General features: G+C 58.7%; 11 protein-coding genes. 2 read left to right on the forward strand and 9 right to left on the reverse strand.

Annotated features, from left to right (window positions below):
* Positions 1–4: 4 nt before the first annotated feature.
* Genes WDB70_RS07270 through WDB70_RS07285 form a run of 4 tightly spaced genes read right to left on the reverse strand, consistent with a single transcriptional unit; the run spans position 5 to position 5,356 of the window.
* On the reverse strand, positions 5–934 hold the full coding sequence (locus WDB70_RS07270) for an L-threonylcarbamoyladenylate synthase (protein ID WP_406662906.1): 930 nt from the start codon (positions 932–934) through the stop codon (positions 5–7).
* Positions 931–1,740 carry a DUF6671 family protein gene (locus WDB70_RS07275; RefSeq protein WP_406662908.1) on the reverse strand — a complete coding sequence of 270 codons (810 nt, stop codon included), beginning with the start codon at positions 1,738–1,740 and terminating at the stop codon, positions 931–933. Before WDB70_RS07275 ends, WDB70_RS07270 begins: the two co-directional genes overlap by 4 nt.
* Positions 1,737–3,953, reverse strand: a complete 2,217-nt coding sequence (locus tag WDB70_RS07280) for a putative inorganic carbon transporter subunit DabA (RefSeq protein WP_406662910.1) — start codon at positions 3,951–3,953, stop codon at positions 1,737–1,739. The genes WDB70_RS07275 and WDB70_RS07280 overlap by 4 nt, the downstream gene beginning before the upstream one ends.
* Positions 3,950–5,356 (reverse strand): proton-conducting transporter membrane subunit, encoded by a 1,407-nt coding sequence (locus WDB70_RS07285; protein ID WP_406662912.1) that lies wholly within the window; start codon positions 5,354–5,356, stop codon positions 3,950–3,952. The genes WDB70_RS07280 and WDB70_RS07285 overlap by 4 nt, the downstream gene beginning before the upstream one ends.
* 99 nt (positions 5,357–5,455) lie before the next feature.
* Between WDB70_RS07285 and WDB70_RS07290 the strand changes: the two genes are divergently transcribed.
* Positions 5,456–6,352, forward strand: coding sequence for a LysR family transcriptional regulator (locus tag WDB70_RS07290; protein WP_406662914.1), 897 nt, complete (start codon positions 5,456–5,458; stop codon positions 6,350–6,352).
* Here WDB70_RS07290 and WDB70_RS07295 read toward each other — a convergent pair.
* The 5 genes from WDB70_RS07295 to zwf all read right to left on the reverse strand — a co-directional run bounded on the left by WDB70_RS07295 (position 6,326) and on the right by zwf (position 11,751).
* Positions 6,326–7,063 carry an EAL domain-containing protein gene (locus WDB70_RS07295; RefSeq protein ID WP_406662916.1) on the reverse strand — a complete coding sequence of 246 codons (738 nt, stop codon included), beginning with the start codon at positions 7,061–7,063 and terminating at the stop codon, positions 6,326–6,328. The two genes, WDB70_RS07290 and WDB70_RS07295, sit on opposite strands and share 27 nt — an antisense overlap.
* Before the next feature lie 83 nt (positions 7,064–7,146).
* Entirely contained in the window at positions 7,147–7,776 is a 630-nt protein-coding gene (locus WDB70_RS07300) for a bifunctional 4-hydroxy-2-oxoglutarate aldolase/2-dehydro-3-deoxy-phosphogluconate aldolase (RefSeq protein WP_406662918.1), read from the reverse strand.
* Positions 7,773–9,602, reverse strand: coding sequence for a phosphogluconate dehydratase (gene edd, locus WDB70_RS07305; protein WP_406662920.1), 1,830 nt, complete (start codon positions 9,600–9,602; stop codon positions 7,773–7,775). Before edd ends, WDB70_RS07300 begins: the two co-directional genes overlap by 4 nt.
* Positions 9,599–10,303 carry a 6-phosphogluconolactonase gene (gene pgl / locus WDB70_RS07310; protein WP_406662922.1) on the reverse strand — a complete coding sequence of 235 codons (705 nt, stop codon included), beginning with the start codon at positions 10,301–10,303 and terminating at the stop codon, positions 9,599–9,601. The genes edd and pgl overlap by 4 nt, the downstream gene beginning before the upstream one ends.
* Positions 10,303–11,751 carry a glucose-6-phosphate dehydrogenase gene (gene zwf / locus WDB70_RS07315; RefSeq protein ID WP_406662925.1) on the reverse strand — a complete coding sequence of 483 codons (1,449 nt, stop codon included), beginning with the start codon at positions 11,749–11,751 and terminating at the stop codon, positions 10,303–10,305. Before zwf ends, pgl begins: the two co-directional genes overlap by 1 nt.
* A 178-nt stretch (positions 11,752–11,929) precedes the next feature.
* Here zwf and WDB70_RS07320 point away from each other — a divergent pair, with 178 nt between their 5' ends.
* Positions 11,930–12,787 (forward strand): MurR/RpiR family transcriptional regulator, encoded by an 858-nt coding sequence (locus WDB70_RS07320; RefSeq protein ID WP_406662927.1) that lies wholly within the window; start codon positions 11,930–11,932, stop codon positions 12,785–12,787.
* Positions 12,788–12,838: the final 51 nt, after the last annotated feature.

Consider the following 12,838-nt stretch of genomic DNA (forward strand, 5'->3'; position numbering starts at 1 on the left):
CCGCTCAGCCAGCAGCGGCTCTGGCCAGGCGGTCCCATACCGCTTGCCAGGGCGCTGTTGTAGGCGGGCTCTCCACAACAATGGTATCCACCTCGGGGCCATCAAGATCCCGTAGCCGCCGGTATAGGAGCTTACCGTAAGCCACCGGCTCCATAGGCAACGCTGGCCAGTGACCAAGGGGCTGCGACAGCGGCATCACCGCCACATGCCCATCTAACCGCAATGTGGCTAATTCATCGCCATCGACAATGCGTACCGCGGCCCGAGGCTGATAGTGGGCGCGCATATTCCCGGGTACGGCAACATTGTGCTGCCCTGGCTGCGCCACGCTTTGCCCAAGGATGGCGGCCAAAGCATTGACCGTAACAGGCCCTGGGCGCAGCACTGTTGGCGGCCCCGTTAAATCAATGATGGTCGACTCCAACCCCCATTCACAGGGGCCGCCGTCCAGTACGCCGGCTATGCGCCCGTCCAGTTCGGCAATGACATCCGCGGCACAGGTGGGGCTGATACGTTTGTGGCGATTGGCTGACGGCGCGGCCACCGCCCGGCCAAGCGCATTCAGGGTTGCGGCAAAGAGCGGCTGAGCCGACAATCTGACGGCCACCGTATCGCGGCCACCGGTGACCACATCACTAACGCTGGGGTGGCGCTTTAGTAGCAGCGTAAGTGGCCCTGGCCAGCACTGTGCAGCCAGCAAATGGGCTGATTCCGGAACATGACTGACCCATTCAGTAAGCTCATCAACACAAGATAAATGCACGATCAGCGGGTGCTGGCTGGGCCGCTCTTTGGCAGCAAAAATAGCCGCTAACGCTACTGGATCACGGGCATCTGCAGCCAGGCCGTAGACTGTTTCAGTAGGCAGCGCGACTAACTCCCCCCGGGCCAGCAGCGCCGCAGCTTCTGCCGGCTCTGTCAAATAACGGGTCAAGGGTTACATACCTGGCAATGGCGCGGCTCTGCCAGCGCTTCTTTAACCGGCCGGCGCACCTGATACTGGCAAGCCGGGCAATGCCAGATCCGCGCCCGCATCCGCCAGGTTGCCTGGCCACAGGCAGCGCAAGGTAAGCCAGGCTCCCCGCGCTCTACCCAAAAACCGGGGCTGTCACAGGCTGGGCAAAGTGATTGCAACTGCTCAATCAAATTATGGGTAGCAGCCGCGATGCGCTGGCGACGACGCACCGACAAATGGGCGCGCAAATCCAGTTCAGCGTCAACCTCGCCACCCAATTCTTCAAATGCCAATTTCAGGTTATCGAGCGTCGTCAGGCCTTTGCGCAGTTGCTCTTTATTACGCAGCAACACGGCTTGTTCCGGCCCAGCGTCGTTAAAAAAGGCCGCTAGTGTTGGCCAGTCAGTGCAGCGTTGTTGGCGTTGAAATGCCGGGCCTTCATGGCGGCCAACAATGCGCAGATCCCGCTCACTGTCGACCAGCACCACCAGCTCCTGATGCCAGGGCAATAACCCCCCTGCCGGTACTTCGCCGACCCCACCTTCACTGCCCAGGCCAACGCTCAGGCCGGTCAACTCACAAGCCAGTTCGGCTTTGCGGGTAGCGCAATCAAGAGCGGGTAAAGTACGTGCTATCTCGCCGGAAAAGGTGCCCAGCTGATCGGTATCAAAAGCGTCGGTGACCACCAGGCCGGTGCCGCAATGTTCAGCCAGTAAAGGGCCGATAACCTCGCCTTTACCGTGACAGGTCAACAATGCCAGTTGCGGGTAAGCTTGGCCGTTCATGATGTCACCTCCTCGAAGGTATTTTGATAAAGCCGGTGTAACCGGCCGTCGTCATCCAGTTGCAGCAGCGTCAGCCAATGGTTGTCGACCAGTTGCCGCACTTGCTGATGGCGGTTCACGGCCGCTTGCAGGGCCTGTTGCGGGGCGGCGACCACCACACAAAGCCGTTGTGGCCGGTGCTGGAGTTGCTGGCCGTCATGCACTGACTGCCAGGGCAAGCCAATGCGTAAATCGCCGCCCTGCCCCTCCAATACGCCCAGGTTGGCAACCGGGTTGTGCAAAATTTTATTGCCACTGCCGTAACGCCGCGGCTCCGTAACCGAGGCGTTGTATTGCATGTTGATCCAGTGCGCTACCACCATGGGGGCTGTCAGTAGGCTGTCCAGTTGGCTAAAGTCCTGGTCCTGATGCCATTGGTAGTCATGCAAAAAGGCCCGCCCCGCCAGGTTCAGATGGCGGCTGCGCTGGCGTGGTGCAATGATGAAACAGGCATTATCGGCCAGGCCCCACTCCGGGCGCGTTTGCGCCCAGTCATGGCCACGGCGCAGCAGTTTTTCCGGCTGCGATTCTCCCAGCCGCCGCGCCCGCTCCTGGCGACATTGCCGACTGGCATCATCCAGCCAGCGACGTACCGCATCATTAACCGGTGCAAAAGGCGTCAGGGTGTCACTGGTGGTGTCATGCAGCGCCGCCACAAAACGGCAACTTTCGAGCAGGTCAATGCCGTGTTCGCTTGCCAGCAGCGCCCGAAGGTCGGCGTCATTGGCCAGTTGTGCCAACACCCGCACATTCAGTTCCCCGCTCTGGCCTCCACAAGCGCCGCAGGCCAGGCCGCCGGCATGGGGGTTATTGCAGCTGCTGGCAGCATGGCCAACCAGTAACACCAGCGGTGCCGGGGCTGTCAGCCCCAGCGCTTTAAGCACCGACGCCAATAGCGCCGCCTGGCGCCCCTTATCCAAAGGCCCCTCGGCATCTTCCAGCAGCAGTGGTTCTGGCAAGTCAGCCAGGCGTTTGTCAAAGGCCGAACGCGGCCCCGACGGCCAGACACTGGCTTTTAACAGCGCCGCAGCGTAACCCAGGCCGGTTGCTTCGACCGCACCAAAGCTCCCCGGTGTACCTAACAACCGCGCAAGCCAGGGAGCACGCGGTTGTGGTCGCGGATCCCGCAACCACAACGATGGCGCCAATAATCCCGGTAACTGTGGCCGCTGATAATGGCCGCTGGCCACGCCCAGAGGCATGCCAAAAAAGCCGGCAAAACCGCGGGTTTCAATGGCCGGGTGTTGTGCTTCCAGCGCCCGACGCAGCGGCTCTGAACGCACATCAATACAAAATACTGCCTGTAGTAGTGGGCTTTGCTGTGGTGCAGCTGGTTGCCCGAAGGCATCGGCCAGCTGATGCTGGTAATCCAGCTCCAGCGCCCGCTGCCAGGCCCAAAGAGGTTGTTGCTGCTGATAATGCGCCTGGTATAGCTCTGCCAGTGGCTGGCGTTGCCAGCGGCGCAGTAGCGCCGGGCCGCCAAGCTGTAAGGTCAGCCAGTCCCAGGCCAGCCGAATGGCCAGCAGCTCTGGCAGTAGCCGGCAATCCTGCCCTTGCAGTTTTGCCTGCCAGTGTTGGTAGGCTGCTGCACTGGCCCAGCCGTTGATCTCCAGCAGCCAGCCATGCCCCAAATCGGTAGCGTCGTCAGGGGCAATAACAAAATCCTGCTCTGCCAGCGCCAGCATGGCATCCGCATCGCTTGGTAGGCGAGCCAGCAATGACGGTAGCTGCGGGCAGTCCAGCAATAACGCCAGGCCTTTTTCATCACGGCTGTGTAACAACCAGTGCTGGTACAGCGAACCATCACGCTGCCAGTACAGTGCGCAGCACCGGCTGATCTGGTCAACAATGGCGTCACGCCAGCTAAAGGTTGTGCTTTGCTGATGCAGCGCCGCCAGTGATTGCCAGTGCTCCGGCGGCTGTTCTTCAGCCTGTTGCAGCGCCGTCAGCGCCAAGCCAGCCTCATCAGCAGCCTGCTGCAGTGCCGCTGAACTGATCGCTTGCTGGCGGTAAAAAGACAGCGGCAGCACACAGCGCACACCGGCCAATGCCGCCAACCGTGCCGACACCGCCGTCAAGGGTTGCTCGGTCAGCGGCCACCAGGGGTTAATGGCTATCAGTTGGTCCAGCGGCCATGCCGGGGCAATACGTTCGCAAGCGGCACGCAGGCTCATAGCAGCGACTCCTTATTACTCAGACGGTTAAAACGGCCACTGAGTGCGGGTGCAGGCCACAGTAACAAAGTCAGGTGGGTAGCCCAGTGGTCAAGAAAACACCCGGCCTGCAGCCAGTGGCGCAGCCGTACCCGAGCCGGGTTACTGACCAGCACAAAGCCCACCAGCAGCACCAGAGCCAGCGCCACCACCCACAGCGCCGGTAACATGCCGCTCGGTTGATTCAACAGCAGCTGTTCAAACAACTCTTTTTGCAGGAGATAACCGGCACTGAGCGCCAACGCGGCCAGGGGCCCGGACAACACCAGCGCCAGGGCCAGCAATGCCAGCGCCGCGGCGCTTACACCCAGCCAATAGAGGCCGGCCAGCAGCGGCAGGCTCAACCACAGCGCAGGGAACAAGCGACCCCGTGGTGCCATCTGTTCACTGAGCCACAGCGATACGGCTTCGCCACTGCTAAGAAAGCTAAAAGCCTTGTAGCAGCTGTGCGCCGCCAGATGCAGCAGCGCCAGGGCATGCAGGCCAAGGGCACATTCCAGCAGCATTAGCCCCATTTGTGAGGAGGTAGACCAGGCCAACTTTTCCTTGATGCTGGTTTGTAGCGTCATTGCCAGGGTGGCCAACACCAGCGACACCCCCGCCACCAGCAATACCAGCCAGCGGGCCGCTGGCGTCAGTAAGGGCGACGCCAATAACAGCAGGTAGCCCCCCAGGTTAATCACACCGGCATGCAGCAACGCCGATACCGGTGTTGGCGCTTCTACGACCTGAATAAGCCAGCCATGCACCGGCAACTGGGCACACTTGATAAGCGCCGCAATAGCAATCAACACGGCGGCCACTTGCCCGGCGATGCCCGGCGTTGGTTGCAGAAGTTCGTACAGGTAAAAGCTGTGATGCTCGACATAAAGCAGAGCCAGGGCCGTTGCCAGGGCCAGCTCTGCCGAGCGTGCCAGCAGGAATTTTTTATGGGCCGCCAATTGGGCCCGGGGTCGCTCCGGATAAAACAACAACAAGCGGTGCAGTGCCAGGCTTATGCCGACCCAACCGGCCAAAAATACCAGAGCATGATTGGTAGTCACCACCAGCACCACCCCGGCCAGCAACCACAGCATGCCGCGAATAAAATCTGCTCGCCGCGGCTCACCAGCGAGATAACGCCAGGCAAAGCGCAGCACCACCCAGCCAATAAAGGTCACCACCAATACCACCACCGCACTGGCCGGGTGCGCACTGAACAACGGCCCCGGCCGGCCACCCGCCAGCCACTGTAGCAAGCCGTTCGCCAGCGCCAGTAACAGCGCCAGTAACGACAGGCTCTGCACATGACGCGGGCGCAATGCTGCCAGGGGATAGCTCAGCATCAATAGCGCCAACAGAACATTCAGCAACAGCTCAATCACACCGTTTGTCTCAATCAGGGTCAGTGGCGGCAGTATTCCTGAATCTCACAATTTGGTAAAATTGATATATATTTACATTTTGTTCTGTAAAAAAGAACGATGAGCCGACTTAATTACCACCACCTCTACTATTTTTGGCAGGTTGCCCGCAGTGGTAACCTCACGCAAAGCGCCAAGGCGCTGCATGTGTCGCAATCGGCGCTGTCAACGCAGATCCGCCAGTTGGAAGAACGCTTTGGCCAGCAGCTTTTTGACCGCCGGGGGCGGCAGCTGACGCTAACCGATGCCGGCCAGCAGGTGCTGACTTTCGCTGAGGATATTTTTAGTACCGGTGAAGCACTGGAAAGACTGTTGGAACAGGGTATTCAGCGCCACCGGCCGGTATTACGCATTGGTATGGCGGCAACCATGTCGCGAAACTTTATTGAGGATTTTATTGCCCCGCTGCTGGCCGATCCGGAACAGCGTTTTGTGCTGAGCAGTATGCCCATGTCGGTGTTACTGGATGAGCTGGCCGAAAACCGCCTCGATCTGATTTTGACCAATACCAACGTTGGTGATGATCCTCGTCGCCCCTGGCTGGTACAAAAGGTGGCAAGCCAGCCGTTGTCGGTTATCGGCCCGGCCGCCGACAAACCCGACAGCACCTTTCCCAAAGGCTACGCTGGGCGGCGCTGGGTGCTACCCAGCCCCCGCAGTGAAATGCGCCGTAACTTCGACAATTTTTGCAGCCTCTGGCAATTTCAGCCGACGGTACAGGCCGAAGTGGACGACATGGCCATGCTGCGGCTACTGGCCCGCGACAGTGGTGCCATTGCCGTATTACCGGATGTGGTGGTTAAAGACGAACTGGCCAGTGGCCGCTTGGCGGTGTACTTCTCCCTACCGGAAGTAGATGAACATTTCTATGCCATCACCGTGAAACGGCAGCTTCGCCCCGATGCCATCAACCGGCTACTCCAGGCCAATTCAGGCGGGCCAGCTGACCGTGGGTAGCTGCGCAACTTCAGGGCGGGCAAAGTAGTAACCCTGTTGCCAGCTCACTCCTTTGGTCAGCAAAAAGTCAGATTCCTGACGGCGCTCTACCCCTTCACCAATAAGGCGGATGCCGAGCCGCTGGGCCACCACCGCCACACCTTCGAGGATCGCCTGGCGCACCGGGTCGGTGTCAATATGGCTAACCAGTTGCCGGTCCAGTTTAATAAAATCCGGTTGGAAACAGGTCAGCATGTTCAAGCCGGCATAACCGGCACCAAAGTCATCGATGGCGGTTTTAAAACCGTGGCGGTGGTAGGTTTCGATGATGTGGGTTAAAAAGCCGTCGTCAACCAGCTTTTCCTGCTCGGTCACTTCAAAAATAATGCGCTCACGTGCAAAGCCGCAGGCTTTAGCGGCCTTTAAGGTAGTAGCCAAACACCGGCTTGGTTCATAAATGGCGTTGGGCATGAAGTTAATTGACAAAAAGCTGGCCATGTTCAACTGCGCCGCCAGGGTGATCGCCACCTGCCGGCATTGTTGATCAAAGGCATAACGACTTTGCTCGGTCAGTTGTGCCAATAGCTGCCCGGCGCCAGTGCCATCGGTGCCGCGAACCAGTGCTTCATAAGCTACCGTTTGCTGCTGGCTGACATCCACAATCGGCTGGAATGCCATGGTAATAGCAAAGGGGCTTTGGGTGTCTTCACAGTGGCACTGTCGGCAGCTCATAACTTTTCCTTGTTGCCTTTATTTTTGAACAGCTTAGCAGTATTTACCGACGAAAAAAAAAGCGCTCAATGAGCGCTTTTTTATCAGAGCTGGCTGGCCTCTTTGGCCAGCGCGGTAATGCTGTCCCAGTCACCGTCGGCCATCAGTTGTGCCGGTGCCAGCCAGCTACCGCCGACACACAGCACATTGGGCAGGGCCAGATACTCTTTGGCATTACTGAGGCTGATACCGCCGGTGGGGCAGAACTTCACCTGCGGAATGGGCCCACCCATGGCTTTTAGCGCCGGCGCTCCGCCGGAGGCCTGGGCCGGGAAGAACTTGAAGTAGCTCAGGCCCATATCCATACCCGTCATCACTTCAGAAAGGGTACTGACACCGGGGATAAGCGGCACTGCACCGGCCTTGGCGGCTTCCACCAGAGAAGGCGTCATACCCGGGCTGATGACAAAACTGGCCCCGGCATTGACCGCCGCCTGATAGTCTTCGGCATTGAGTACCGTACCGGCCCCCACCAGCGCCTCTGGCACTGCCTCGGCAATGGCACTGATGGCATCCAGCGCACAGGCGGTGCGCAAGGTCACTTCCAGCACCCGGATACCACCGGCCACCAGCGCTTTGGCCAGCGGTACCGCGTGTTCAAGCTGCTCGATCACCAGTACCGGCATTACCGGGCTGGTTGTCATTACCGCTTCAGGAGCAAGTTTCCAGGTCATTGATTTTCCTCATGGGGGAAGCGAAACAGCGTAGCGCCCTGCTCGGCACCACACAGTTGCGGTCGCAAGTTCATAAACAGTTGGCGGCCCATGCCGAGGTTATTACCGCTCAGGTCAGCAACGGCGGCTGTGCGTCCGGCCAGCTCAGCCTCGCCAACCAGCAGTGTCAGTTCACCGGTAGTGGCGTCCAGGCGTACCATGTCACCGTCTTGTACCTTGGCCAGAACCGGGTTATCCAGCGCCTCAGGCGTCAGGTGGATGGCGGCCGGCACTTTGCCGGAGGCGCCTGACATGCGGCCATCAGTAACCAGCGCTACTTTGTAACCTTTTTCCTGCAATACGCCGAGCGGCGGTGTCAGTTTGTGTAGCTCTGGCATACCGTTGGCTTTGGGCCCCTGAAAGCGCACGATAACCACGCAGTCACGGTCCAGGTCACCCGCTTCAAAGGCAGCTTGCAGCTGGTTTTGATCAGACAGCACGACTGCCGGCGCTTCGATAATGCGGTTGCCCTGAGGCACTGCAGACACTTTGATAACACCGCGGCCAAGGTTGCCTTGCATCACCCGCAGGCCACCTTCGGCACTGAACGGCGTTTGCGGATCAGCCAGCACAGTGTCGTCGAGGCTCTTATCAGCACCAGCACGCCAGGCCAGTTCGCCGTTATCCAGCCAAGGTTCCAGCTCGTATTTGTCCAGTCCCTCGCCTACCACCGTTTTCACATCTTCGTTCAACAGGCCAAGCTGACGCAGGCTCTTGAACAGGTAAGCCATGCCACCGGCAGCCTGGAAGTGGTTAATATCGGCCTGGCCATTGGGGTAGATACGGGTCAGCAGCGGCACCACTTTCGACAGTGCGTCAAAGTCATCCCAGTTGATCTCGATACCGGCCGCCCGGCCCACTGCGACCAGGTGCATGGTGTGGTTGGTAGAACCGCCCGTGGCCAGCAACGCCACCATGGCATTGACCAGCGACTTGGCAGTAACAATGTCACTGAACGGCGTGTAATTACCGGAGGTTTCCGTGAGTCTGGCCACCTGCTTGGCGGCGGCTTTGGTCAGGGCGTCACGCAGCGGCGTGTTGGGGTTCACAAAAGACGAACCCGGCAGGTGCAGACCCATCACTTCCACCATCAGCTGGTTGGAGTTGGCAGTACCGTAAAAAGTACAGGTACCGGCACTGTGATAGGACTCGCTTTCAGCACGCAGCAACTCGTCACGGCCCACTTGCCCCTGAGCATAAAGCTCACGAATGCGGGCCTTTTCCTTGTTGGGCATGCCCGATGGCATCGGCCCGGCCGGTACAAACACAAACGGCAGGTGGCCAAAACTGGCAGCGGCCATCAGCATGCCCGGTACGATCTTGTCGCAGATCCCCAGCATCAGGCCGCCGTCAAACATGTTGTGCGACAGGCCAACGGCGCTGCTCATGGCAATCACGTCGCGAGACAACAACGACAGCTCCATACCCGGCTGGCCTTGAGTCACGCCATCACACATGGCCGGCACACCACCGGCAAACTGGCCTACCGAGCCCGCTTCGTGAAGTGCTGCTTTGATCAGCGCCGGAAATTGCTCATAGGGCTGGTGAGCCGACAGCATGTCGTTGTAGGCGGAAATGATGCCGATATTGGCTTTGGTAAAGGAACGCAGGTTGTCTTTATCAGCGGCACCACAGGCGGCAAAACCATGGGCCAGGTTGCCACACGACAGCGCCGAACGGTGTACACCTTTGGCCTGTTGGGCCTGCATTTGCTCAAGGTAGCGGGCGCGACTAGCCTGGCTACGCGCTTCGATACGGGCCGTTACCTCGGCCACGACCTTATTCATACTTCCTCCCGCTTAATATAAACATCGACCGGGGTCTGCTTTTGCCCCAGTACGGCGCGAATGGGCATGGCGGTAACGTCATCACCGGCCAGCGCCGCATCCAAAGTGACTTTTTTGTCTTCCCCTTCCAGGTGCAGGAAAATCTGCCGACTGTTGAGCAGCGCCGACAAACTCAGGGAAATGCGCGGTTGCGCCTGGCTGGGTGGCCGGGCCACCACCAGCCGGGCCTCGGTAGTGAGGTTACCGGTAATGTTCGGGCAATCAGGAAACAGTGATGCGGTATGGCCGTCATTGCCCATACCCAGGATCACCACATCCAGAGGCTGGATTAAGGCACCCTGCCAGTCGGTGGCCAGCTCCAGGCCTTCTTCCGGGCTGGCATGCGGTGTTTTCAGGCTGACAAAACGGGCACTGGCGGCGCGCCCTTGCAGCAGGTGGCGGCGCACCATCGCTTCATTGGAAGCCGGGTCACTGGCATCAACCCAGCGTTCATCAGCCAATGTCACCAGTACTTTGCCCCAGGTAATGTTATGGCGGCTCAGCGCTTCAAAAAAACGCACCGGCGTACGGCCGCCCGAAACCACCAAAGCAGCCTTGCCACGGCTGTCTACTGCTGCTTGCAGCAAACCCGCCACCTTGCTGGCCAGGGCATCGGCAAGTGCCTGTGCGTCAGTGAACTGTTTTTCCACGGTCAGTTTCATTATTCCTCCCAGCTGCGGCCGTCACGGGTGATCAGGGCAATGGAAGAAACCGGCCCCCAGGTACCGGCCTGGTAGCTTTTCGGCGGCTCACCGCTTTGTTCCCAGGCGTCAATGATGGAGTCAGCCCAGCGCCAGGCGGCTTCCACTTCATCACGGCGCACAAACAGGGTCTGGTTGCCGTTCATGGCCTCCAGTAGCAGTCGTTCATAGGCATCGGCAATGCGGATGTCCTTGAAGGTTTCATAGAAGGCCAAGTCCAGCTTGGTGCCCTGCAGGCGCATGCTTGATTCAATACCCGGCACCTTGTTGAGCATTTGCAGCTCCACCCCTTCCTGCGGTTGCAGGCGGATGATCAGTTTGTTCTGGGCCAGCTGCCGCTGTTTGCCACCAAAGATGTTGTGCGGCAACGCCTTGAAGGTCACCACCACTTCCGTGGTTTTTGACGGCATCCGCTTACCGGTACGCAGGTAAAACGGCACACCGGTCCAGCGCCAGTTATCAATATCAACCCGCAGCGCCACGAAAGTTTCAGTATTGGAGCCTTTCGCAGCGCCCTCTTCCTCGGCATAACCGGGCACCGCCTGGCCACGCAAAAAGCCGCCGCTGTACTGGCCACGCACTGTCACGTCATTGACATTGGCCGTGGTAATGGGCCGCAATGCCCGCAGCACTTTTAGTTTTTCATCGCGAATAGCATCAGCGTCCAGGCTGATGGGTGGCTCCATGGCAATCAGGCTCAACACCTGCAACAGGTGGTTTTGCACCATGTCGCGCATTTGCCCGGCCTTGTCGAAGTAGCTCCAGCGCCCTTCAATACCCACTTCTTCGGCCACAGTGATCTGCACATGGTCAATGCAGGTGGCATCCCAGTTCCGGGCAAACAGGGCATTGGCAAAACGCAGGGCCAGCAGGTTCTGTACCGTTTCCTTACCCAGATAATGGTCAATACGGTAGATCTGCCGCTCTTCAAAATGGGCGGCAACTTTGTCGTTGATCACCTGGCTTGACGCCAGATCGTGGCCGATGGGTTTTTCCATCACCACCCGACTGTTGCGGCGAATGAGCCCCGCCGCCGACAAGCCATGGCAGATGTCGCCATACAACGAAGGCGGCGTGGCAAAGTAATAAACTTCCGGGGTTTCAGGGTTAGCCGCGGCCTTGATGGCCTGGTAGCTGTCCAGATTGGTGAAATCCAGATCCACAAAATCCATACGGGCGGCAAAACGCTGGAAAATATCGCCGTCCAGTGGCTCTTTCAGGAAGGTATTGAGGGTCTCGCTGAGGTCATCCGGTTCGCCACGGGCAACGCCAATAATGCGGCTGTCGGCATGTAATAACCCGGCTTTGTCCAGCTGATACAGCGCCGGCAGCAGTTTGCGCCGGGCCAAATCGCCCTTGATACCAAATAACACCAGATCACATGGACCAGACCTGTCCTCTGGTTTCATTTGCCTCACCCTCTGATCAACGAAGTTGTAATTTAACTACATTATATGCCGTAAAACCCCCTGACTGTCCATGCCCGCACCGGCTTATTTCCATAAGCAAACTTTCATAAGAGATTTTTTTTCATAATAATGGCGCAAACGCCTGCAGGCGGTAACGGCTATATAAGGAAACATCTTAATGAACACCCTGGATAAAATTGCCAAGAGCATGGCCAGCCTGTCCAAGTCTGAACGCAAGGTCGCGGAAGTGATCATGGCCAATCCGCAATCGGCCATTCATTCCTCAATTGCCTCGCTGGCCAAGGCCGCCGATGTTTCCGAGCCCACCGTTAACCGCTTCTGCCGCCGCCTGGATACCAAGGGCTTCCCGGATTTCAAGCTGCACCTGGCGCAAAGCCTGGCCAACGGCACGCCTTATGTTAACCGCCATGTTGAAGAAGACGATGGCCCCGAGGCCTACACCGCCAAAATCTTTGAATCGGCCATGGCCAGCCTTGATACTGCCCGGCGCAGCCTCGACCCACAGATCATCAACCGCGCCGTGGACTTGCTGACACAAGCGAAGAAAATTTCTTTCTTTGGCCTTGGCGCCAGTGCCGCAGTAGCCCATGACGCCCTGAACAAATTCTTCCGCTTTAACGTGCCGGTGGTGTATTCCGATGACGTATTGATGCAACGGATGAGCTGCATGAATTCCGCCGACGGTGATGTGGTGGTGCTGTTGTCGCATACCGGCCGCACCAAAAGCCTGGTAGAGCTGGCCCGCATTGCCCGGGAAAACGACGCCACCGTTATTGCCATTACCTCCAAGGACTCCCCCCTGGCCCGCGAAGCCACCATTGCCATTGGTATGGACGTGCCGGAAGACACCGACATTTATATGCCGATGGCGTCACGACTGGCAGCCCTGACCGTGGTGGACATTCTTGCTACAGGTTTTGTACTGCGTCGCGGGCCGCGCTTTCGGGAGAACCTGCGCCGGGTCAAAGACATTCTGCGCGACTCCCGGCTAACCAAGGACGGCGAGCCGCAGTAAGGCATTTTTGTAGTAAAATTACACCAAAACAACAGTGACTATGTTATAGTT

Source organism: Gallaecimonas aegicerasi (assembly GCF_045291545.1).
Taxonomy (GTDB): Bacteria; Pseudomonadota; Gammaproteobacteria; order Enterobacterales; family Gallaecimonadaceae; genus Gallaecimonas.

Bases quoted from the DNA above. Each gene is read 5' to 3' on its own strand.
- WDB70_RS07275 (WP_406662908.1), bottom strand. From the start codon at position 1,740: ATGAACGGCCAAGCTTACCCGCAACTGGCATTGTTGACCTGTCACGGT.
- WDB70_RS07280 (WP_406662910.1), bottom strand. From the start codon at position 3,953: ATGAGCCTGCGTGCCGCTTGCGAACGTATTGCCCCGGCATGGCCGCTG.
- WDB70_RS07290 (WP_406662914.1), top strand. From the start codon at position 5,456: ATGAGCCGACTTAATTACCACCACCTCTACTATTTTTGGCAGGTTGCC.
- WDB70_RS07295 (WP_406662916.1), bottom strand. From the start codon at position 7,063: ATGAGCTGCCGACAGTGCCACTGTGAAGACACCCAAAGCCCCTTTGCT.
- WDB70_RS07300 (WP_406662918.1), bottom strand. From the start codon at position 7,776: ATGACCTGGAAACTTGCTCCTGAAGCGGTAATGACAACCAGCCCGGTA.
- edd (WP_406662920.1), bottom strand. From the start codon at position 9,602: ATGAATAAGGTCGTGGCCGAGGTAACGGCCCGTATCGAAGCGCGTAGC.
- pgl (WP_406662922.1), bottom strand. From the start codon at position 10,303: ATGAAACTGACCGTGGAAAAACAGTTCACTGACGCACAGGCACTTGCC.
- zwf (WP_406662925.1), bottom strand. From the start codon at position 11,751: ATGAAACCAGAGGACAGGTCTGGTCCATGTGATCTGGTGTTATTTGGT.
- WDB70_RS07320 (WP_406662927.1), top strand. From the start codon at position 11,930: ATGAACACCCTGGATAAAATTGCCAAGAGCATGGCCAGCCTGTCCAAG.